The sequence below is a fragment of the Glaciecola sp. HA4-3 genome, assembly GCF_055693685.1.
The window spans coordinates 756,304-777,938 of sequence record NZ_CM146340.1 but is presented as its reverse complement, the minus strand read 5'-3'; the positions used below and the strand labels follow the sequence as shown (position 1 = coordinate 777,938).

Annotated in this window: 15 protein-coding genes, 1 other RNA gene and 4 pseudogenes; 8 read left to right on the top strand and 12 right to left on the bottom strand. The window is 41.6% G+C overall.

Annotated elements, in window-relative coordinates; genetic code table 11:
- Nucleotides 1–99 precede the first annotated feature (99 nt).
- Complete coding sequence (locus ACZ1G6_RS03645) at nucleotides 100–960, top strand: LysR family transcriptional regulator (protein WP_472618109.1); 861 nt, start codon at nucleotides 100–102, stop codon at nucleotides 958–960.
- A gap of 88 nt (nucleotides 961–1,048) precedes the next feature.
- Nucleotides 1,049–2,652: pseudogene (locus ACZ1G6_RS03640) on the top strand (amidohydrolase family protein).
- On the opposite strand, the gene ACZ1G6_RS03635 reads toward ACZ1G6_RS03640, so the two are convergent.
- The 5 genes from ACZ1G6_RS03635 to ACZ1G6_RS03615 form a co-directional block, all read right to left on the bottom strand.
- Nucleotides 2,649–3,860, bottom strand: coding sequence for an FAD-dependent oxidoreductase (locus ACZ1G6_RS03635; RefSeq protein ID WP_472618108.1), 1,212 nt, complete (start codon nucleotides 3,858–3,860; stop codon nucleotides 2,649–2,651). The pseudogene ACZ1G6_RS03640 and the gene ACZ1G6_RS03635 overlap by 4 nt on opposite strands.
- Before the next feature lie 43 nt (nucleotides 3,861–3,903).
- A complete protein-coding gene (locus ACZ1G6_RS03630) occupies nucleotides 3,904–5,127 on the bottom strand; it encodes an FAD-dependent monooxygenase (protein ID WP_472618107.1) in 1,224 nt (407 codons plus the stop codon).
- Nucleotides 5,128–5,484: a M24 family metallopeptidase gene (locus ACZ1G6_RS03625; RefSeq protein ID WP_472618106.1), complete on the bottom strand. Its 357-nt coding sequence runs from the start codon at nucleotides 5,482–5,484 to the stop codon at nucleotides 5,128–5,130.
- Nucleotides 5,485–5,545: 61 nt separating this feature from the next.
- Nucleotides 5,546–6,484: an aminopeptidase P N-terminal domain-containing protein gene (locus tag ACZ1G6_RS03620; RefSeq protein ID WP_472618105.1), complete on the bottom strand. Its 939-nt coding sequence runs from the start codon at nucleotides 6,482–6,484 to the stop codon at nucleotides 5,546–5,548.
- Between the two features lie 46 nt (nucleotides 6,485–6,530).
- Complete coding sequence (locus ACZ1G6_RS03615) at nucleotides 6,531–7,100, bottom strand: UPF0149 family protein (protein WP_472618104.1); 570 nt, start codon at nucleotides 7,098–7,100, stop codon at nucleotides 6,531–6,533.
- A gap of 336 nt (nucleotides 7,101–7,436) precedes the next feature.
- On the opposite strand from ACZ1G6_RS03615, the gene ssrS reads away from it, so the two are divergent.
- The 6 genes and pseudogenes from ssrS (at nucleotide 7,437) to serA (ending at nucleotide 12,161) form a co-directional block, all read left to right on the top strand.
- A non-coding RNA gene (ssrS, locus tag ACZ1G6_RS03610) (6S RNA) lies at nucleotides 7,437–7,620 on the top strand.
- Nucleotides 7,621–7,651: 31 nt separating this feature from the next.
- The gene (locus tag ACZ1G6_RS03605) at nucleotides 7,652–8,554 is read left to right on the top strand and encodes a ribokinase (RefSeq protein WP_472618103.1); all 903 of its coding nucleotides are present in this window, start codon (nucleotides 7,652–7,654) and stop codon (nucleotides 8,552–8,554) included.
- 14 nt (nucleotides 8,555–8,568) lie between these two features.
- Nucleotides 8,569–9,513 (top strand): nucleoside hydrolase, encoded by a 945-nt coding sequence (locus tag ACZ1G6_RS03600; protein ID WP_472618102.1) that lies wholly within the window; start codon nucleotides 8,569–8,571, stop codon nucleotides 9,511–9,513.
- Nucleotides 9,513–10,109: a 5-formyltetrahydrofolate cyclo-ligase gene (locus ACZ1G6_RS03595; protein ID WP_472618101.1), complete on the top strand. Its 597-nt coding sequence runs from the start codon at nucleotides 9,513–9,515 to the stop codon at nucleotides 10,107–10,109. The genes ACZ1G6_RS03600 and ACZ1G6_RS03595 overlap by 1 nt, the downstream gene beginning before the upstream one ends.
- Complete coding sequence (rpiA, locus tag ACZ1G6_RS03590) at nucleotides 10,055–10,804, top strand: ribose-5-phosphate isomerase RpiA (protein ID WP_472618100.1); 750 nt, start codon at nucleotides 10,055–10,057, stop codon at nucleotides 10,802–10,804. The genes ACZ1G6_RS03595 and rpiA overlap by 55 nt, the downstream gene beginning before the upstream one ends.
- A gap of 126 nt (nucleotides 10,805–10,930) precedes the next feature.
- Nucleotides 10,931–12,161: pseudogene (gene serA / locus ACZ1G6_RS03585) on the top strand (phosphoglycerate dehydrogenase).
- Nucleotides 12,162–12,238: 77 nt separating this feature from the next.
- Here serA and ACZ1G6_RS03580 read toward each other — a convergent pair.
- The 7 genes and pseudogenes from ACZ1G6_RS03580 to aceE form a co-directional block, all read right to left on the bottom strand.
- Nucleotides 12,239–13,003, bottom strand: a complete 765-nt coding sequence (locus ACZ1G6_RS03580; RefSeq protein WP_472618099.1) for a DUF481 domain-containing protein — start codon at nucleotides 13,001–13,003, stop codon at nucleotides 12,239–12,241.
- A gap of 78 nt (nucleotides 13,004–13,081) precedes the next feature.
- Nucleotides 13,082–13,987, bottom strand: coding sequence for a DUF481 domain-containing protein (locus ACZ1G6_RS03575; protein WP_472618098.1), 906 nt, complete (start codon nucleotides 13,985–13,987; stop codon nucleotides 13,082–13,084).
- Between the two features lie 44 nt (nucleotides 13,988–14,031).
- Nucleotides 14,032–14,853 carry an HDOD domain-containing protein gene (locus tag ACZ1G6_RS03570; RefSeq protein ID WP_472618097.1) on the bottom strand — a complete coding sequence of 274 codons (822 nt, stop codon included), beginning with the start codon at nucleotides 14,851–14,853 and terminating at the stop codon, nucleotides 14,032–14,034.
- A gap of 112 nt (nucleotides 14,854–14,965) precedes the next feature.
- Entirely contained in the window at nucleotides 14,966–15,208 is a 243-nt protein-coding gene (locus tag ACZ1G6_RS03565) for a DUF1289 domain-containing protein (RefSeq protein WP_472618096.1), read from the bottom strand.
- Nucleotides 15,209–15,359: 151 nt separating this feature from the next.
- Nucleotides 15,360–16,784 carry a dihydrolipoyl dehydrogenase gene (lpdA, locus tag ACZ1G6_RS03560; RefSeq protein ID WP_472618095.1) on the bottom strand — a complete coding sequence of 475 codons (1,425 nt, stop codon included), beginning with the start codon at nucleotides 16,782–16,784 and terminating at the stop codon, nucleotides 15,360–15,362.
- 85 nt (nucleotides 16,785–16,869) lie between these two features.
- A pseudogene (gene aceF, locus ACZ1G6_RS03555) lies at nucleotides 16,870–18,868 on the bottom strand (dihydrolipoyllysine-residue acetyltransferase).
- A gap of 15 nt (nucleotides 18,869–18,883) precedes the next feature.
- Nucleotides 18,884–21,560: pseudogene (gene aceE, locus ACZ1G6_RS03550) on the bottom strand (pyruvate dehydrogenase (acetyl-transferring), homodimeric type).
- Nucleotides 21,561–21,635: the final 75 nt, after the last annotated feature.

The window sequence follows — 21,635 nt, the reverse complement described above, 5'->3', positions numbered from 1 at the left end:
CAAACAAATTAAAAGAACTAATCAATACATTAGCTTTTTAAATGTATTAGTATAAAATCATAAACAACTCTAATCTTAGTCGCTAACAGGTCATAATAATTGAAACAGCTATCTTTGGATGTATTACGCACCTTTGTTACGATTGTCGATGTTGGTAATTTCAATCGAGCAGGCGAATTGCTGGGGCGTTCGCAACCTGCAATTAGTCTGCAAATAAAAAAATTAGAAAGCCAAATTAATCGTAAACTTTTTACTAAAAAGGGACAAAGCTATCACGTTAATAAAGAAGGGCTTTGGCTTTATGAACATGCACAAAAGATGCTTGTTTTGAATGATGAAATATTTAAAGAATTTAGCTTAGAAACATTGCGTGGCAGCATGAAACTGGGGATCCCAAGTGAATTTGCCAGCGCATTATTACCCAGTATTGTGGGCGAATTTGCACAACGTTATCCAGATGTGTCCTTAGATGTGACTTCGGCGCTTAGCAAAGCTTTATTATCAAATAATGCTGGCAGTCAGTTTGACTTAATTTTGGCCTTAGTAAATGACCCAAATGCAGTTGATGGCCCCTGTGAAATTATTCGAAAGGACAAGCTTGTGTGGGTAAAAGACCCTAGTAGCATTGTCAATCAAGATGCTTTGCCATTGGTACTTGCCCCTGATGGATGCGTTTATAGAAGCCGTGTCATAAATCGACTTAAACAACAAACTCAACCTTGGAAAATCACTTATACTAACCCTGACTTTTTTGGCTTACTCGCCGCGTTAAAACAAGGCCTTGGTATAACAGCACTTGCCAAGTCGATTGTGCCGGATAATCTTGAGATTATAAAAGATAAACGCTTACCAACACTTGGTGATATCAACATTTGTTTAGTGAATCAAGATACACAGCACCCGCAGGTTAGCCAAACATTGGCGAGCTTCATACGATCAAGAATCTCTGTTCGTATATAGATTGATTAAACACATGCAACATAGATTTAGTTAACAAATAGGTAATGTTAGTTATACTAAAGCTCTGTCACTTAACAAAAAACGACATATGACAAATTTATTAACTCATCAAAAAAGAATACTTATTGCGAGCATAAGCGCTATTTGTTTATGCTTGGCTAGTATTAATTTAGCCGCATCAGCGCCCGGCGAGAAATCCCCTACCCGCGCTGATACAGAGGGCGAAGGGCCGTTTCCTGAACTAATTTTACGCGGTGTTAATCTGATTAATGGAGAAGGCGCTCCGGTTCGAGGACCGGTTGATATTGTAGTAGAGGGTAATCGTATTACTAATATTGTCAATGTTGGTCACCCCGGCGTGCCAATTAAGGCCAAACGACCTCAAGCAGGACCGAATACAAAAGTGATGGAGCTTGAAGGCCATTACGTATTACCAAGGCTTTATAGATATGCATGGTCACATTGGTGGCTCTGCTGATGATATCCCAGCAGAATATGTATTTAAGTTATGGCTTGCTCATGGCATTACAACAGTGCGTGAACCAAGGCAGTTTTAATGGCTTAGATTGGGTATTAGACCATGCCAAACGCAGCCAAAAAAATACAATCGTTGCCCCGCGCATTGTGCCTTATCTAGGGTTTGGAATGGGCAGTAAAGCGCCGATATTTACAGCCAAACAAGCCAGCGAGTGGGTCAAAAAGGCAAAGCGCGATGGTGCGAAAGGCATCAAATTTTTTGGTGGTACACCTATTGTTATGGAAGCGGCCTTGGCTGAAGCAAAAAAGCAAGGCATGGGCACGATGATGCATCATGCACAATTAAATGTAATGAGTATGGATGTAATTGATTCTGCTCGATTAGGGCTTACCACAATGGAACATTGGTACGGCTTGCCTGAAGCATTATTTGAAGATAAAACTATTCAACATTACCCAGCTCATTACAATTACAATGACGAACAGCATCGCTTTGAAGAGGCTGGCCGTTTATGGCGTCAAGCTGCGGCAAAAGGCAGCGATAAATGGAATGAAGTAAGAGATGAGCTTATTGAACTTGATTTCACCATCAACCCTACCATGACAATCTACCAAGCAAGCCGTGATTTGATGCGAGAGCGCCAAGCAATTTGGCACAAGGACTATACTTTACCTACTTTATGGGATTTCTTTACACCTAGCCGCTATGCACATGGTTCTTATTGGTTTGACTGGACAACTCAAAATGAAATTGACTGGAAGCAAAACTACCGCATCTGGATGGATTTCTTAAACGATTTTAAGAATCATGGTGGACGCGTCACAACCGGTTCCGATTCTGGCTATATATATAAAATTTATGGTTTTGGTTACATCAGCGAACTAGAGATGTTGCAAGAAGCGGGCTTTACACCCTATGAAGTTATCCAATCAGCCACATTAAATGGTGCACAAGCATTAGGCATGGATGAAGAGCTTGGTTCGATTAGTATTGGGAAACTTGCCGACTTTGTTGTTGTTCAAGACAATCCCATTCATAACTTTAAAGTCTTGTATGGCACAGGTCATTATAAATTGAATGATCAAAACGAAGCAATTCGCACACAAGGTATAAAATACACCATCAAAGATGGCATTGTATATGATGCGAAGCAGTTATTAAGTGATGTACGCGACATTGTCGAACAAGCCAAAAATACGCAAGTGAATAATTAATAACTCGCTGCATCAATAAATAAAGACTTTAAGGATGGCAAGCGATTTGCGCTTGCCAAGCCCGTATTGCGCAGCAACTTTTTGAACGGATGTTTGCCATCAAAGAGTTGTTTAAACCCTTCCATTGTAGCAATTACTTTTAGCGCTTGAGCTTTTCGCTCTCGCTCATAACGCCGTAAATTAGGATAATATCCAGCTTCACTCTTGCTATTAGCTAATACAGCCAATAAAGAAGCCACATCGGCAAGGCCTAAATTAACGCCTTGTCCCGCAAGCGGATGAATAGTATGCGCAGCGTCTCCTACTAAGACAACACCAGCTTGCGTCCACTGCCTTGCGTAACGCATGCGCAAAGGAAATGAAACGCGTTGTGTATTAAGCTTAACTTGACCATATGCGTTGTCAATTGCAACTAATAGGGCCTGCTCAAACTCCTTATCGGTCATAGATAATAAATGCATGGCTTGTTCACTTTGTTGTGAAAACACAATTGAGCTGGTATGTGGCTCTGCTAGCGGCAAAAATGCTAAAGGGCCATACTCAGTGAATGCTTGACGAGCAGTATTGTGATGAGGGTGCTCGGTAACAACATTGGCCACAATGGCTGTGTGATCATAATCCCAAAAAGTATGTGCAAACCCTGCAGTTTGCCTAACAACACTGTTACCGCCATCAGCACCTACCAATAAAGAAGCAATATACGTTTGTTGTCCATCAACGACTATTGATACTTCAGTTTTTGCGTGGTCTTTTTGTTGTGAGCCTAAATCGAACTCAATACTTTCAACGCAAAACTGTGTATGAATAGTGCCCACACTAGAAGATTTTTTTATCTGGCTCACTCGATGATAAAGTGCCTGAATGACTATCTCATTTTCAATGATATGCCCTAAATACGATTGCTCTTTTGTATCGAATGCGATGTTACCAAAACCATCTTGGTCCCAAACTTCCATATGAGTATACATTTGTTTGCGCGTAATGTGCTCCCATGCTCCAAGCTCACTCAAAAGCGATTGACTAGCCGGACTAATTGCACTAACTCGAGCGCTAAAAGGACTGCCTGTACTTGTCTTTTTGTTGATTGATTTAGGCTCTAAGCCTTTATCAATAATCACAACACGTTTACCTTGCTCTGCCAAGCCAAGCGCTAGCGTCAGACCTACCATGCCAGCGCCTACAATAATCACATCATACTTTTCTATCATGCTCTTTGTACCATGTTATCTGTACCATACTATTTTTGCTTGCTTAGCGTTTGCCCATGGCAAAAAACGCCAATCTCTTTTTCAACGCTGAAAGTTGATTCATTGCCACCAAGCCAGCCGTGCGGCCGGCCCCTAGAATAGGATCATTGTTTGAAAACATGCTCACCAAAAAATCGGTTGCCAATACCGTATTTTGCTTATCATTTTGGCGCTGATTTCTGTACTGACTAATTAGTTCAAAGCTCCCTATATCTTGGGAATAGTCATGCTTGTTAATTATCGTTATTAAATCAAAAACATCCCGTACACCCAAGTTAAAACCTTGACCTGCTATTGGATGTAAAGCTTGAGCTGCATTGCCTATACAGACAATACGATGTTGAGCAAAATTATTGGCTTTGGTCAGACTAAGTGGATAAATACTAGGTGCAGTACCATTTAGTAACTTGCCTAGTTTTGTACCAAATAATATCTGTAGTTCATGTAGCATTTCTTGCTTGCTCAATGCTTCTGCCCAAGCGCGTTTATCGCGATCCATACACCAAACAACAGACATAAAATGTGCATGATTAACGTCATCAACATACATAGGTAAGAATGCGATGGGCCCTTGTGATGTGAAACGCTCATATGCAATATGATGATGCGGAAGTTGAGTTTGTATATTAGTAATTAACGCAATTTGGTCATAATCATGGGCATCAATTTCTGAAGTAAACAACGTACGCGTGCTAGATTGCCCGCCATCACTTACCACTAATAAGTTTGCCTCTATAGTCTGCGAGTTAGGGCCATCGATAGTCACGCTAACTTGGCTTTGACTTCTTTGGACTTGCGTGATTTTAGCAGGGCGTAGTATCGTCACATTTTTGTATTGACTAAGCGCATCGAGCAAGTATTGCCCCAAGGCTTTAATTTCAACCACTAAACCAAGCTTATCTATCTGATAATCACTTGCGTTTAGGCGGACTTGCCCAATCCGTCCTTTATCACAGACGTGAATGTGCTTAATAGGACTTCCAGGAATATCATCAAGATTTAGCCCTAGCTTATCAAGTCTGGTAAGTGTTTCGTATGCCAAAGCTATAACCCTAGCGTCAAAACCGCCATGACTACCGACGAGCATCGAATTGTCTTGAGTAGATGTATTTGTCGTTATTGGTGATGCTTCAAGCAGTACAATTTCAATATTTGAAAACTGCACAAGCGCTAGTGCTGTCAAGCAACCAACAACACCTGCGCCACTTATCACGACATCTGTTTTCAATTAAATCGCCTGCCCCATTAAGGTTTCAATATCTTCAACTGTTTTAACCAAGGAATCAGTTAACACACGATTGCCAGTTTCGGTAATCAATACATTGTCTTCTATACGCACGCCAATACCATGATATTTTTTATCAACGGGGACATGCTCCTCATCATGAAGCGCGCCTGAAATATATATGCCAGGCTCAACCGTCAATACCATACCAGCTTGCAATGGAATATCTTGTCCCGCTTTTTTGTATTCGCCGACATCGTGTACATCCAGTCCTAAATAGTGTCCTAAGCCATGCATATAAAACTGACGATGCGCTTGTGCTTCAATCAATTCATTAAGCTCACCTTGCAAAATGCCCAAATCAATCAAACCTTGGGTGATGAGCTTAACGCTTAGCTGAGTAACCTTCGATAGGCTCGCACTAAGGCACTAAGGCGGCAATACATGCTAATTGCGTTGACAAGACTAGTCTATATATCTGCGCCTGCGCATCAGAAAATTTACCATTAACCGGAAATGTTCGAGTAATATCCGAGGCATACCCTTGATATTCCGCCCCTGCGTCTATTAGCACAAGGTCATTGCTTTGCATTTCACTTTGGTTTTCGACATAGTGCAAAATACACGCATTTTGACCCGCTCCCACAATAGAGTTATAAGCCGCGAATCGAGCCCCACGCATAGCAAAGGTGTGCAAAATGTGTGCTTCAAGTTGATATTCAAACATACCGGGCTGACATATTTGCATCGCTTTTTTGTGGGCTTCACAAGCAATATCTGCACTTTTTTGCATTTGCTCAATTTCAAAATCTGATTTAATCAAACGCATCGCATGAATTATTTGATTAAGATCCTCGATAACTGAAGGCGCTCGCATGCTCTGCTTAGGCGCTTTTTTACAAATCGACATTGCTCGATGAACATGCTTATCAGCGTCGTGTTTAGTATCTAATGAATAGTAAAGCTTATCATGCTGATTCAACAAATCAGGCAGTACTTGAGACAAGTCTGTAATTGAGTAAGCGATATCAATGCCAAGTGTACTTGTTGCTTTTGTGACTCCTAAGCGCCTTCCATGCCAGATTTCGGCCAATGTATCTTTTTCTCTAACAAAAACAGCACTAGTTACCGTGCCTGAATTCTTTTCACTCTTGCCTGCATTTGATAAAATTAAGTATGCATCAGGCTCATTAAATCCCGTTAAATAGTAAAAATCACTGTCTTGGCGAAAATGATATTCTGTATCATTACTTCGCGTCACTTCAGAAGCTGCAGGTATAATAGCAATTGAATTGGGAGACATTATCGATAACAAATGCTCGCGCCTTTTTTGGCACTCTTGCATTAAAGATGTAAACATAGGGGATTCATAAGCCATCATATTAATGTCCGATTAGCATCTGTATTTAATGAATGACAGGTGATTGTTGTCGTGAGTCAATTAATGACTTGCCCATTTCATTAAAGCACAACATTGCGCTGATGCGAACATACTCAACGACTTCAAAAAATGACTCTTCAGCCTCTTCCGAATCTTCCATATCCTCATCGAGTTTGACAATATGAGCAAAATCCTCGAGCGCTTCTTTTGCTTCTGCCGAACAATTGGTGAGATCGTTTTGATGCAAACCAAATCCTAAAAGGAAACCATGCACCCAATTAACCAGTGCTTTTCCACGTGTATTAATGGATGTCGAATCATCTGGTAGGCATAACGCTAATGCAAAATCTGCTTCAACGAGCTCTTGGCAAGCCTTGTTAAATAAGGCTATTATCTGCGCCTGAACGGGCTCAGGTAACACGTCACCTTGATTTATCATGTCAATCAGCATGCCTAGCCATTCATTGTCATCTAAGTTCATGCCGCCTGACAGCATGCCACACAAAATGCCCTGAATCTCAGCTGCATCAACGACCATGTTATGCTGCTCAAGCAAGGACATGACCGACGCATAATCTGTTTTGTGTTGAACCATTCACTACCTCATAAAAAAGAAAAGACATCATAATGCTAAAATGTGTGCAGCATTTGTGATGCATAACAACGTCGTGTGCTTAGTACGCATTAACACATAACTATCATCTTATTTAAGTGTAGCAAAATCGCTAGGTTCATGAAACCGATTATAGCTACCCAAGCCCTTTAAAATACATCATATCCCGTGCTTTTAGTTTTACATCCTGATTAAAATTAGACTAGCAAATGATATACAAGCAAAGGGCTGTTTAACTTTAAACTGCCTACGCTTTAATGTAGTATCAGCGCCTAGGGTGAATTATGTAAATATGCATACTACACTTTATCATTACTATGCTTACTGGGATGTTTGCATGTTTGCTTCATGTTCCATAGCCGATGCTATAAACTAAGGGAGTTGATTCCATTACTATTGTGCAAGCTCAACCCGTATTGAGAAGCCTACGGTAATGATGATACTACCGCCGTGTCCTTTTCGGCACACGGACGAAAAGCAGCTGCGGCATTTTGGGAAGCTCCATTTTCTATAGTTCATAAACGGATATTGCTATGGCAATCATAAATTTTGGGTCAATTAACATTGACCATGTTTACAATGTGCCACATTTTGTTTCTCCGGGTGAAACTCTGTCATCTACTGATTATCAATGCGTCTTGGGCGGTAAAGGCGCCAATCAATCTATTTCTTGTGCAAAGGCAGGCAATAAGGTGTTGCATGTGGGAGTTGTCCATGAGAATGACCGTGCTTATATTGATGAAATGACCTCACAAGGTGTAAATTGCGAGCACGTTATTATGCAAAAAGATATCGCTAGTGGGCATGCCATCATCCAAGTTAATCAAGATGGTGAAAACGCTATTGTTTTGTTTGCTGGTGCCAATCGAGCCATTTCATGTGAACATATTGATAAAGTACTAGCGCAAGCAAATAAACAAGACTGGATTTTGCTACAAAACGAAATCAATAACATTGAATATATCATCAAAAAATCAAGTGAATTAGGCCTTAAGGTTGCATTTAACCCCGCGCCCATGACAAGCGAAGTTCAAGCGATTGACTTATCAAACCTTGGATTGCTTGTGGTCAATGAAATAGAAGCGATGCAGCTGACAAACTCCCACACAATTAAAGATGCAAAGCAAATACTAAAATCAACTTACCCTAATACAAAGATAATGCTTACCATGGGTAAAGATGGTGTAACCTACTTACACGCTGATACTGATATTCACGTTGATAGCTTTGTCGTTAATGCTGTTGATACAACTGCTGCAGGCGATACTTTCATCGGCGCATTTTTGGCCAACTTTCTACCTGATTCGACTCATAGCCCGCAACAAGCAATGCGCAGAGCCTGCGCCGCTTCCGCTATTTGCGTTACAAGACAGGGGGCAGCGCCTTCAATACCGAACAATGAAGAAGTTAACGCTTTTTTAGCTCAAAACAACTAGATTAGAAGATTCTCATGACCCAGAAAATAATTATAGATACCGATCCAGGCATTGATGATGCAATGGCAATATTTTTTGCATTTCAAGCCCCCGAATTAGAAGTACTAGGGTTAACTACAGTATATGGAAATGTACCTGTTGAAATGGCTGCGCAAAATGCTCTAGCATTGGTTGAATTAGCGCAATTAGATATTCCTGTTTGTAAAGGTGTGGCTATGCCTTGGGTGGGCCCAGAGTCAACTTATGCTCACTTTGTCCACGGTGATGACGGTTTTGGAAACATTAATCATCCACCCACCACTAGGAGTCTTGATCCTCGCAGTTCAGCTGAGTTTATTGTCGAGATGGCACGCAAGTATCCTGGGATGATCACATTGGTTCCTGTTGGCCCATTAGGAAATATTGCACTTGCATTAAGGCTAGAGCCGCAGTTACCTAAACTGATTAAATCGGTCAATATAATGGGGGGCAGTGCATTTGCCACAGGCAACGTTACGCCTGTGGCAGAAGCCAACATCTGGAATGATGCGCATGCTGCGAGAATTGTTTTTGAAGCAGACTGGGAAATCAATATGTTTGGCCTTGACGTAACATATGATGTGCCATTTAAACCTACTTTTGTCGATGACCTAGCCGAGGTGAATCCTATATTAGGCAGTTTTGTCGCAAAGTCCTCTCAGTTTTATATTGATTTTTATTCGCAAAATACCCCAGAAAAAGTATGCTTTTTCCATGATGCGTTTCCCTTAGCATATATTTTACAACCACAATTATTCGAAATGACCCGAGGTAATATGCAAATAGGTGTTGATGCGCTAGACAAAGGCCAAACCATGTTTGCACCTTTAGGTACAACCGCTAGCCCTTTATGGCTTGGCGCCCAAGCATGTAATGTCGCCACTAAAGTTGATCACAGTTCACTTGAACAGTTATTTGTTTCAACTTACGCGAATAAGTAATGGAAAACCTTCAGTCGCGCCAGCAATGGCGCGAACACTTTGCGCAGATACGCGCCAATATTTCGCGACAAAACAATCACACCTTATCCGCTAGCGTGGTAGAAGTAGCCAAATCTCACAAATTGTTTTGCTCCAACGTTTCCCAAAAACAAATCAGTAAAGTAGCCATTTATCTGACTCACAAGCATGAACTCAACACTCGCCCCTTAATTGAATACTTATGGGAGCTTGGGATTAACACATATGTGCCTGTGTTACACCCTTTTTGTAAAGGGCACCTTCTTTTTTTGCTATTCACGCCAGATACCCCCCTCACGTCAAATAAATATGGCATTCATGAGCCCATACTAGATGTGAATAAGGTGTGTCTAAAGCATGAGTTTGATATGCTAATAGTGCCTTTAATGGGGTTTGATGAACAAGGTAACCGCTTAGGCATGGGCGGAGGATATTATGATAGAACTTTACACGACATTGACTCAAAAAAAGTAGTCGGCTTAGCATTTGAAGAACAAAAAACCCTTAACTTACCAAGCGCTTCATGGGATGTCCCCATGGGTGCAACATTAACGCCAAAAACTCTCTATCAATATTAGTTAACATATGTAGGAAATCCGATGGATCAGAATCAAAAAAACAAGCCGCGGCGCAAGCTGCACTGACTTACGTTACAGACAACAGCATTGTTGGTGTAGGAACAGGCTCAACTGTTAACTATTTTATCGAAGGCCTAGCCAAGTATGCTGACAAAATTAAAGGCGCGGTTTCAAGCTCTGATGCATCTACAAAACTACTACAAGCAAATGGGATTGAGGTGTTCGATTTAAACGAAGTCGATAGCCTAGATATTTATGTCGATGGCGCAGATGAAATTACCGAGCACAAAGCAATGATAAAAGGAGGAGGTGCTGCTTTAACGCGTGAGAAAATAGTAGCGGCTGTCGCAAAGACCTTTATTTGTATCATCGATGATACCAAACATGTGCCTATATTAGGTAACTTTCCACTACCTGTAGAGGTGATTCCACTTGCGCGCTCTTATGTGGCTCGCCAGATAGTGAAACTTGGCGCAGATCCTATGTATCGACAAGGCGTCGTGACCGATAATGGGAATCAAATTATCGATGTACATAACCTCAAAATAACAGACCCAGTTAAGCTCGAAACACAGTTGAATCAAATTGTTGGCGTAGTCACAAATGGTTTATTTGCTAGCAGAGGCGCTGATATTGTGCTAACTGGTACAGCTGATGGTGTTAAAAAAGCTAAGCGGTTTTTAGACCGCAAATAGACAATAATTATGTTGCTAAACTGTGTGATTTTGCTATTGTACAGCAATAAAAAATTAGACGTCTAGATGTCTTTAAAGTGCAAATGCTACACTGCTCATTAATCGCTACAAAAGGTACACACTCTCATGAGTAAAAATTCCTTATCTAAGGACAAAATCCGTATTTTACTGCTAGAAGGTCTGCACCAAAGTGCTGTTGATACCTTCACCAACAATGGCTACACCAATATCGAGTTTATTAAAACCTCGTTACCTGAGGATGAGCTTATTGAAAAAATAAAGGATGCCCACTTTATTGGAATTCGCTCTCGGACCCAATTAAACGAAAAAGTGATTAGCCACGCAGCGAAATTAATTGGTATTGGTTGTTTTTGTATTGGCACCAATCAAGTCGACTTAAGCGCTGCACAAGCACGTGGCATCGTGGTATTTAATGCTCCATTTTCAAATACCCGTTCGGTGGCCGAGTTAGTATTAGGGCAAATTATATTGTTACTGCGCGGTATTCCCGAGAAAAACGCTAAAGCTCATCGAGGAGAATGGCTAAAAAGCGCAGTAGAAAGCTATGAAGCTCGCGGTAAAACTCTAGGTATTATAGGCTATGGCCATATTGGTACTCAGTTAAGTATTTTAGCGGAACATTTGGGGATGCGTGTACAGTTTTATGATATCGAGGATAAACTTGTACTTGGTAACTCAATACAAATTAAGTCGCTTAAACAGCTATTGAATACGTCTGATATTATCAGCTTACACGTACCAGAGACTCCTCATACTCAAAACATGATTGGTGCAAACGAGATTGCCCAAATGAAAGACGGTGCAATTTTAATTAATGCCGCGCGCGGCACCGTCATCGAAATTGATGCACTGTGCGATGCCATGAAGTCCAAGAAACTAAACGGTGCGGCAATAGATGTGTTCCCAATTGAACCAAAATCAAACAATGAAGAATTTGAATCGCCTTTACGTGAGTTTGATAATGTTATATTGACTCCTCATGTTGGTGGCTCAACACAGGAAGCTCAGCAAAACATAGGGATAGAAGTAGCCGGTAAATTGGTCAAATATAGCGATAATGGCTCATCATTATCTGCGGTTAATTTTCCAGAGGTATCCTTGCCAGAGCATACTAATCGTTCGCGGCTTTTGCATGTTCACCATAATACACCTTAGCATCCTGACACAGTTAAACCAAGCCTTTGCCGACAAAGGCATCAACATCGCTGCACAGTATTTACAAACTGACGACAAAATTGGTTATGTTGTCGTTGATGTAGAGGCTGAAAATGCAGTAGAAGGTTTAGCACAACTGACCGCGATTAAAGGCACTATAAAAGCACGCTTGTTAAATTAGATATAGTTCAACCCTACAAAACAAAGCCCAATGACCTTACTGATCATTGGGCTTTTTTATTACAGTCTGTAGGTTTTCTAAAAGAAACTATAAACCAGAGTTATTGCGGTATTCGTGTCTAGCTTTTCAACACCATCTTCTACATCAGTATTGTGATCTAAGCGCAACGACAACTTCATTGATAAACCACCGGCAATTTGTGCTGATAACGCACTTTCTGCTCTTGATTTGGTGTTATCACTACCAATCTCTGTACTGAATGTTTGCACAAATTTAGAGGTTTCTGAGATGTTCCATTTATAGTTTACCGCACCACGGACAATCGCACCGTCAATGCTTTCATCATTTTGGTTTTTAGCAAATGAATAACCCGGACCTATTGAGTAGTCAAAGCTACTTTTTTCATTATCCCATACTTTTTGGTTCCAACCGCCTGCAACCGTGCCTTGATACTGAAAGTTACTAAACCTGTCGTCTTCGTATGATGCAAATCCAAACAAACGATGATTAGGGTTTTCAAGCTTATAATTTGTCTGTGTAGAAGCAAATATTTTCTGCGCAGAAGTGCGCTCTTCATCAATCAGTTGACCCGGGTTTAAAGGATCGTCTGTTTCTACAGTGTCCTTTTTGTATAGCGCTTGAAACAAATACTCATTGCTCCATTTTTCGAGCTCATGTTTAGCGGTTAAACCTGCGCTGGCTGATGTAGTTTCAGTATTACCAGTTGTCACAATTAGACCAAACTCACCGTCCAATGTTAGGCCTAGCGCTTCTTCTGCTAGCAATGGTGAACTAAAAAATGCACTAGTGATAAGGGCTAAAGCTGTTAATTTAATTTTCATGACTCTTCCTTTAGTAAATTAATGTCGGACGTGCTTAAAATTTGTGCGGAGTTTATCTGACTTGTGAATTATATCAAGTCAAAAAAACTGGTAAACAAAGGAAATATTCGTTTCTGTTGACACTCTGTCGTCTTGTGCAGACACATTATCGTTATAAAGTAAGTTAAAGCTCACTTTTAAGCCTAATTCGTCTAATATCTTTGCGCTTAACGATGATTCTGCACTGCCAGTTGAACCTATCTCACCTAGTTCGGCTGACAACTGCTGAGTAAATCGTGCGTTTTCAGACAAGGTTAATCGATAGTTGAGAGTTCCTCTTACAATCATCTCTTCAATTGTAGTGTCGCTGCGCTCTTGCACCACACGGGTGTACCCTAGCCCAATACTATACCGTAAACTAGTGTTGTCTTTGGACCATGAAATTTGACTCCAACCAAGTACAGCAGTTGCTTGGTCTCGTAATCGATTAAATTGATTGTCATCATATTCTACGTAGATAAATAAGCGGTTAGTGGGTGTGTTAAGTTTGTAGTTAAATTGACCCGACAACTCTATGCGTGTATCTGTAAGATTTTCACCCGAACTAATTTCATTGTCTCTTCTCAAAAACTGCGCATCATAACTATTATCCCATAGGGGTGTTTCATGTTCAGATTCAAAGGCAACTTTAACTATGCTGGTTTCAGAGTTCCCTGAAGTCACTAGAAGACCTGCTTCTCCAACCAGAGAAAAAGGCGCAAGCTTAGTGTCTTGGGTGTAGTCTGGGAATATTTCTTCATTGTCAAAAAGAAGTGAAAAGACGTCTCTGTCACGACTGGGATCATCGAAAAAATCTGAAGCACTTTCTTGCACTGCACTAATCGCGGCCTTGCCGAGCACAGATGTGCTAACAAGACATAATGTACTCATGGTCAAGCAGTAAAGTATGCTGATTGCCGCTCTTTGAAATTGTAGGCTAATTGCTTGGCTATTAAATGCTTTCATCAAAACGCTAACAAGGTAAATTAAGCGCAGATGAAACCCTTTCGTTAATTAATAGCTCGAGCTATTTTTTGAGTTTCACTGCTTGCGAAGCCTAAGATCATATCATAGTCTTCGTCACTCAGGTCAAGCAATTGTGCTGCTTGGGCGCAAAGACTAGGATGTTTATTTAAACAATACCCTACCTCCCTTTGAGCCATAACTGTTGCCATATAGAAAATAGCCTGCTCAAGACTTAATGGCGCATTATCACTAATTGATAAACGCTTCATTTCACTAAACAGTAAATTAGGTATTTTCCAGTTCTCTAGTATCAATCCTGAACACTGAATAAAGTTAAAGCCAAAGATATGCTCTTGTAGCTCAATAGGCATGATACTTTTATCTGCCAATTGATATTTTTGATACGCCTTTGTGACCTTAGATGCACACACTAATTCACCTAAGTTCATTAAAATGCCCATAACAAAAAAGCGTTCACTGCCCCTCATCTTTAATTGTTGAGCGATCGTACGGGCCAATAACCCTGTGCACACCGAGCGCTCCCAAAACACATTAAAATCGATGCCCGTGCTAGCCATTGACTTGAAAGCTAAATTCGCTGTCTCTGCCAGTGAAATGTTGTATGCAGCTTCTCCACCAATCACACTGACCGCTTTATTCACATCAGTCACCTGTGCAGGAAATCCAAATAATGCACTGTTTGCAAGTTTTAGTACTTTTGCGGATATGGAAGGGTCAACAGACATTACGTTAGCGACATCGTTTATACTGGTAAGGGGATCATCAAGCACTTGTCTAAGTCGCACACAAGTATGAGGCAAGGTAAAACTATTGTTAGCGTGTTTAATGATTGGTGCTAGTTGCATATTTGCCTCTCTATCTAAATATGAAGCTATATGGTAGTCGAATCAAAAGGGGTTTTCGATAATACAGTTGATACTTAAGGGCAAGTAATGATACGTAATAAAATGCATCTATTTAAAATAATTCACCTTGGGTGAAGTCAAGATCAGCCTGCTCTTTTTTATTTTGTCGTGCTAAGTAAGCACGTTTACGCCGATTACAAGCTGTTACAATAATACGCTTAGTTGCATCATCCACTTTTATCCAGTGTTGACGTTCTTCTCTGCTGCGAAAGCACCCAAGGCAGTAGCCCCGTGGTCCTGATTCACAAACACCAATACACGGACTAGGGATATCAAAAAATTCTAATTGATTCATAATTATGTCAACAATTTAGGTATCACTCGCGTGGGTATAATTAAATATGTGGCAATACGCTACCACTAACACCCCAAAATGAAAATAAAAAAACCGAGCATCGTATAACGAAGCTCGGTTTTGTGATGCCATCTTAATTTTTTCAGTCAGCTTATTTTTTCTTTTTGGCCTTTGGATTTGGCATATCCGTAATGCTACCTTCAAAAATCTCTGCCGCTAAGCCAATAGATTCATTTAAAGTAGGATGAGCATGCACGGTTAGTGCGATATCTTCTGCATCCGCACCCATTTCAATCGCAAGACCAATTTCGCCTAACATCTCACCAGCATTTGTACCAATAATCGCTCCACCGATTACGCGACCAGAGTCTTTATCAAACAATAGCTTTGTCATACCATCGGTTGCTTGCGATGCAATAGCACGACCCGATGCAGCCCAAGGGAAGGTTGCTGCCTCGTAGTTGACTTTTTGTTCTTTAGCTTCTTTTTCCGTCAATCCAACCCAAGCAATTTCAGGCTCAGTATATGCCACTGAAGGAATGCCACGAGGGTCAAAGTAGTGTTTCTTACCAGCAATGACTTCCGCAGCTACGTGTCCTTCATGCACAGCCTTATGCGCAAGCATCGGTTGTCCAACTAAATCTCCAATCGCAAAGACATTTGCAACATTGGTGCGCATCTGTTTATCAACATTAATAAAGCCACGCTCGTCAACTTCTACACCTGCTTTATCTGCCGCTACCAGCAAGCCATTTGGACGTCGACCAACGGCCACTAATACGCGGTCATATCTAACCGCTTCTTTAGGCGCTTGTTTGCCTTCAAAACTGACATAAACGCCATCTTTTTTTGATTCAACTGCTGTCACTTTCGTCTCAAGCATAGTGTTGAACTTACCTTTAATGGTTTTCATGTAGACTTTCATGACGTCTTTGTCAGCCGCAGGTACTAACTGATCTAAAAACTCTACCACATCAATTTGCGAACCTAGCGCATGATATACCGTTCCCATTTCAAGGCCGATGATTCCGCCGCCTAAAATCAACATTTTTTCGGGGATGTCTTTCATTTCTAGTGCGCCAGTACTGTCCATGATACGCTCGTCATCTTTAGGCACAAATGGTAATGCGACAGGCTCAGAGCCAGCGGCAATGATAGCGTTGTCAAATTTGATAGTAGTGCTACCTTTATCGCCTTCAACAACTAGCGTATTGGCATCGACAAACTTACCGTACCCTTGTACATGCTGCACTTTACGCATTTTTGACATGCCCGATAAGCCTTTGGTTAATTGGCTTACCACAGAGTCTTTCCATCCACGAATCTTGTCAAGATCAAACGTTGGCTCGCCAAAACTCACACCATGGCTTGATAAATGTTTCGCTTCTTGTATGACTTTTGCGACATGCAATAATGCTTTTGAAGGGATACAACCCACGTTCAAACACACGCCACCAAGGGTTTCTCTTGCGTCTACAATGACAGTATCGATACCTAAGTCTGCTGCTCTAAATGCGGCTGAGTAACCGCCAGGTCCTGCACCAAGTACCACTAATTGTGTTTTGATTTCGCTCATTCTGACCTCAATAAATTGACTATTCGTTTGCTGCGTATTCTAAAGGAAAACCCGCAGCACTTCATCCGATTTTTATACTAAACGTTTATAACAAGATACGGCGTATATCGCTTAGGCAGTCCGCCAAGTGAACCGTAAATCTCGCAGCTAGTGCCCCATCAATGACCCTGTGATCATACGACAATGAAAGCGGTAACATTAAGCGAGGCTGGAACTCCTTGCCATCCCACTTTGGTTTTATCTCGGTTTTAGACACGCCCAAAATGGCAACGTCAGGCGCATTTACTATCGGCGTAAATGCTGTACCGCCAATACCACCAAGGCTTGAGATAGTAAAACAACTACCTTGCATATCGGCAGCTTTTAATTTGCCATCACGTGCTTTGATACTAATTTGTGTTAATTCCTCTGAAATTTCCATGATTCCTTTTTTGTCAACATCACGGACAACAGGTACCACAAGCCCTCCAGGGGTATCAACAGCAATACCAATGTGGAAATACTTTTTCTTAATTAAAGATTCGCCTGATGCAGATAGTGATGAATTAAACGTTGGATATGCTTTCAGCGCATCCGCTACTGCTTTCATCATAAATACCAGCGGGGTAATCTTTACGCCCAACTTGCGCTTTTCAGCAATTTGGTTTTGCTGTTTTCTAAACGCTTCAAGCTCAGTAATATCCGCTTCATCAAACTGCGTAACATGAGGGATTGTCACCCAATTACGATGCAAATTAGGTCCCGACAGTTTTTGGATCCGCGTCAAAGGTACTTCTTCTACTTCACCAAACTTACTAAAATCGACCTTCGGCGGCGGCAATACTTGCAAACCACCATTTCCTTGAGCCACATTGGTGCCTTAGTGTCATTTTAGGACGAGAAAGTTCATACTTCACATACGATTGGACATCTTCTTTTAAAATTCGTCCTTTACGCCCCGTTGCACTAACCTGTGACAAATCAACGCCAAATTCACGCGCTAATCGTCTTACTGATGGTGAGGCATGAATGGCTCCTGAGTGTTTCTTTTCACCAGCTGATGGATGATGAGGAACAGGCGGTGCTTTAGGCGCAGCCGCCGGTGCTTTGGGCGCAGCCGCCGGTGCTTTGGGCGCGGCCGCCGGCGCACTGAGACTGGCTGCCGAACTATCGTTGCTAGCAGCAGGGGCTGGCGCTTCACCTGCAGATGACACTTCCATTGTTAGCACAAGTGAGCCCTCAGATACTTTATCACCCACTTTAACTTTCATATCAATAATTTTACCTGCCTGTGGAGCAGGAACGTCCATGGTGGCTTTATCTGTTTCAAGCGTAATTAAGCCATCTTCTTCTTCTACACTATCGCCCACATTTACTAACACTTCTATAATGTCTACATCACTTGCATCGCCAATATCTGGGACCGTCACATCAACCACACTGCTGGTATTGGCAGTAGGTGCCGAAGTACTGGGTGTATCATCTGAAGCAGCTTGTTGCGCAGGAGCTGAAACAGCAGCAGAGTCGGCACCTGAAGCACCCACTTCGAGTATCAGCACAAGTGAGCCTTCAGACACTTTGTCACCTGTTTTAACTTTCATTTCAAGTACTTTACCGGCTTGTGGGGCAGGTACATCCATGGTGGCTTTATCTGTTTCAAGCGTAATTAAGCCATCTTCTTCTTCAACTGTATCACCCACATTTACCAACACTTCGATGATATCAACATCAGCGGCATCTCCGATATCCGGGACAGTTACTTCAACCGTTTGACTAGTGTTAGAAGAAACAGGTGCACTTGTTTGTGCAGGCGTATCGTTTGTTTGACTTGCTTGTGGTGCTTGACTTGGCTCTGACGCTTGCTCATCACCAGCGCTAGCTTTACCCAGCAAATCACCTTGCTTGATTTTATCACCAACCGCTACGTTTATTTCAGTAATAGTACCGTCAAATGGTACGGGTATATCCATGCTTGCCTTGTCACTTTCTACTGTGACAAATGCATCTTCTGCCTCTACCGTATCACCAACAGCTACACATATTTCTATTATTTCAACTTCATCTTCACCCACATCTGGGACGAGAATATCTTGTAAATTAGCCATTATCATTTCTCCCAGTTATGCGTAAAGTGGATTGATTTTATCGCCGTCTATCTCAAGCGTTTTATGAGCTTTTGACAAAGTTGCAGCGTCAATATCTCCGGCTTTATACAATTCAAACAAAGCAGCATACGCTACATTTTGAGCATCTACTTCAAAATGTCGTCGCAAATTAGCTCGGCTATCTGAGCGACCAAAACCATCAGTGCCTAATACGCGATAAGCACCTAGGCACATAAGCACGCACTTGATCAGCGTATGACTTTATGTAGTCAGTAGCAGCTATTGTTGGACCATCGTTTCCAGCAGATAAGACTTCTGTAACATATGGTGTTTTTTGCTTCTTCTGATCAGGATTGCGCATATTGTATCTATCGCAGTCAATTGCATCTCGGCCCAACTCGTTAAATGAAGGTACGCTATATAATTCACTTGAGACACCAAAATCCTTAGCGAGTATTTTGGCCGCTTCTTGGACTTGCAGCAATATCGTGCCGCACCCAAGCAGTTTAACCTGTAATTTGTTTTTCTTCGCACCATGCTCTTCAAGCTTATAGATACCTTTTAATATGCCTTCTTCACAGCCTTTTGGCATTTCAGGTTGGACATAATTTTCGTTCATCACCGTCAAGTAGAAAAATACATTTTCTTGGTCTTCTAACATACGACGAATACCGTCTTGAACAATTACTGCTACCTCGTATGCGTAGGTTGGGTCATAACTTACACAGTTAGGGATCAGTCCAGCTTGAATATGGCTATGCCCATCTTGGTGTTGTAAACCTTCACCGTTGAGGGTGGTTCTGCCCGCTGTGCCCCCGACTAAGAAACCTCGGGTTTGTGAATCCCCAGCTGCCCACGCCATATCTCCAACACGTTGGAAACCAAACATTGAGTAGTAGATGTAAACAGGCAACATCGGTAAATCGTTAAGTGAATATGATGTACCGGCGGCCACAAATGAGGACATAGCGCCAAGTTCGTTAATACCTTCTTGTAAAACCTGACCTTTTTTGTCTTCACGGTAATAAGCAACTTGGTCTTTGTCTTGCGGAATATATTTTTGCCCAGAGTTACTATAAATTCCTACTTGTCTAAACAGACCTTCCATCCCAAATGTTCTGGCTTCATCAGGAATAATTGGAACAACACGTGAACCCATTTGCTTGTCTTTTAGCATTACCGTTAATACGCGTACAAAAGCCATTGTAGTAGAGATTTCTCTTTCACCTGAGCCTTTGGTAATTGCTTCAAACGCTTTTAGCGGTGGAGCTGGCAACTCTTCGGTCGACTTAGCGCGACGAACAGGCATATAGCCATTTAGCGCTTCACGCTTTTCGCGCAAATATTTCATTTCGGGACTGTCATCGTCGAATTTGTAGTAGCTTAAATCTGCACATTGCTCATCTGACAAAGGAATATTGAAACGATTGCGGTATTGCTTCACCGAATCGGTATCCATTTTCTTAACGTTATGAGCAATATTTTTTCCTTCGCCTGCATCACCTAAACCATAACCTTTTACGGTTTTAGCTAAGATAACTTGTGGGCGCCCCTGTGTTTCAGTCGCTCTTTTGTAGGCTGCATATACTTTTACAGGGTCATGTCCACCGCGGTTCAAGCGCCAAATATCTTCATCAGACATGTTGGCAACCATGTCTTTTAACTCTGGATACTTACCAAAGAAATTGTCGCGAGTGTAAGCACCACCTTTTGATTTGTAGTTTTGGTATTCGCCATCAACGGTTTCATTCATGACATCAAGTAACTTGCCTGATGTATCGCGAGCAAGAAGCGAATCCCAATAACGTCCCCAAATGACCTTAATGACTTCCCATCCAGCACCGCGGAATGTCCCCTCAAGTTCTTGGATAATTTTTCCATTTCCCCTCACCGGACCATCAAGTCTTTGCAAGTTACAATTGATCACAAAGGTTAAATTATCTAGATTCTCACGAGATGCTAGACCTATAGCACCTAAACTTTCTGGCTCATCAACTTCACCGTCTCCCATAAAGCACCAAACACGTTGGTTTGAACAATCTTTCAAACCTCGATTGGTTAAATACTTTAAGAAACGAGCAAGATAAATAGCTTGCATGGGGCCAAGTCCCATAGAGACCGTTGGAAACTGCCAAAAATCAGGCATTAATTTGGGATGAGGATATGAAGATACGCCTTCCCCATCGACTTCTTGCCTGAAGCCGTCTAATTGACCAGCACTTAAACGCCCCTCGATAAACGCACGAGAATATATACCCGGAGATACATGTCCTTGCACAAACATAAAATCACCGCCATCTTGGTCATTTGGCGCTCTGAAAAAGTGGTTAAAACCGACATCATATAACATTGCTGAGGACGCAAAACTAGAAATATGCCCACCTAATTCAAGGTCTTTTTTAGACCCTCGCAACACCATCATTAATGCGTTCCAACGAATCGCGTTACGAATTTTTGTTTCGATGGTTTGATCGCCTAGCATGGTTGGCTCTTGGCCTGCAGGAATGGTGTTAATATAAGCGGTAGTGGCGTCATAAGGTAAATGCGCGCCATTTCGTCTTGCTTTCTCTATTAAAGACTCAAGTAAAAAATGAGCTCTTTCAACACCCTCTGTCTCTAAAACAGCTTCAAGTGATTCAATCCACTCTTGGGTTTCAATCGGATCGACATCAGGTTGTTTAGCATCAGCCATATTTTATTCCTATTCTCTTGTTCAATTTATACACTGCATATTATTGCGTGCTTGATTTGTTAACAGCACTATGTG

Coding starts and splice junctions, on each gene's coding strand:
- ACZ1G6_RS03580 (WP_472618099.1), bottom strand. CDS start 13,003: ATGAAAATTAAATTAACAGCTTTAGCCCTTATCACTAGTGCATTTTTT.
- ACZ1G6_RS03570 (WP_472618097.1), bottom strand. CDS start 14,853: ATGCAACTAGCACCAATCATTAAACACGCTAACAATAGTTTTACCTTG.
- ACZ1G6_RS03575 (WP_472618098.1), bottom strand. CDS start 13,987: ATGAAAGCATTTAATAGCCAAGCAATTAGCCTACAATTTCAAAGAGCG.
- ACZ1G6_RS03635 (WP_472618108.1), bottom strand. CDS start 3,860: ATGATAGAAAAGTATGATGTGATTATTGTAGGCGCTGGCATGGTAGGT.
- ACZ1G6_RS03605 (WP_472618103.1), top strand. CDS start 7,652: ATGGCAATCATAAATTTTGGGTCAATTAACATTGACCATGTTTACAAT.
- rpiA (WP_472618100.1), top strand. CDS start 10,055: ATGGGATGTCCCCATGGGTGCAACATTAACGCCAAAAACTCTCTATCA.
- ACZ1G6_RS03600 (WP_472618102.1), top strand. CDS start 8,569: ATGACCCAGAAAATAATTATAGATACCGATCCAGGCATTGATGATGCA.
- ACZ1G6_RS03565 (WP_472618096.1), bottom strand. CDS start 15,208: ATGAATCAATTAGAATTTTTTGATATCCCTAGTCCGTGTATTGGTGTT.
- ACZ1G6_RS03615 (WP_472618104.1), bottom strand. CDS start 7,100: ATGGTTCAACACAAAACAGATTATGCGTCGGTCATGTCCTTGCTTGAG.
- ACZ1G6_RS03595 (WP_472618101.1), top strand. CDS start 9,513: ATGGAAAACCTTCAGTCGCGCCAGCAATGGCGCGAACACTTTGCGCAG.
- ACZ1G6_RS03620 (WP_472618105.1), bottom strand. CDS start 6,484: ATGTTTACATCTTTAATGCAAGAGTGCCAAAAAAGGCGCGAGCATTTG.
- lpdA (WP_472618095.1), bottom strand. CDS start 16,784: ATGAGCGAAATCAAAACACAATTAGTGGTACTTGGTGCAGGACCTGGC.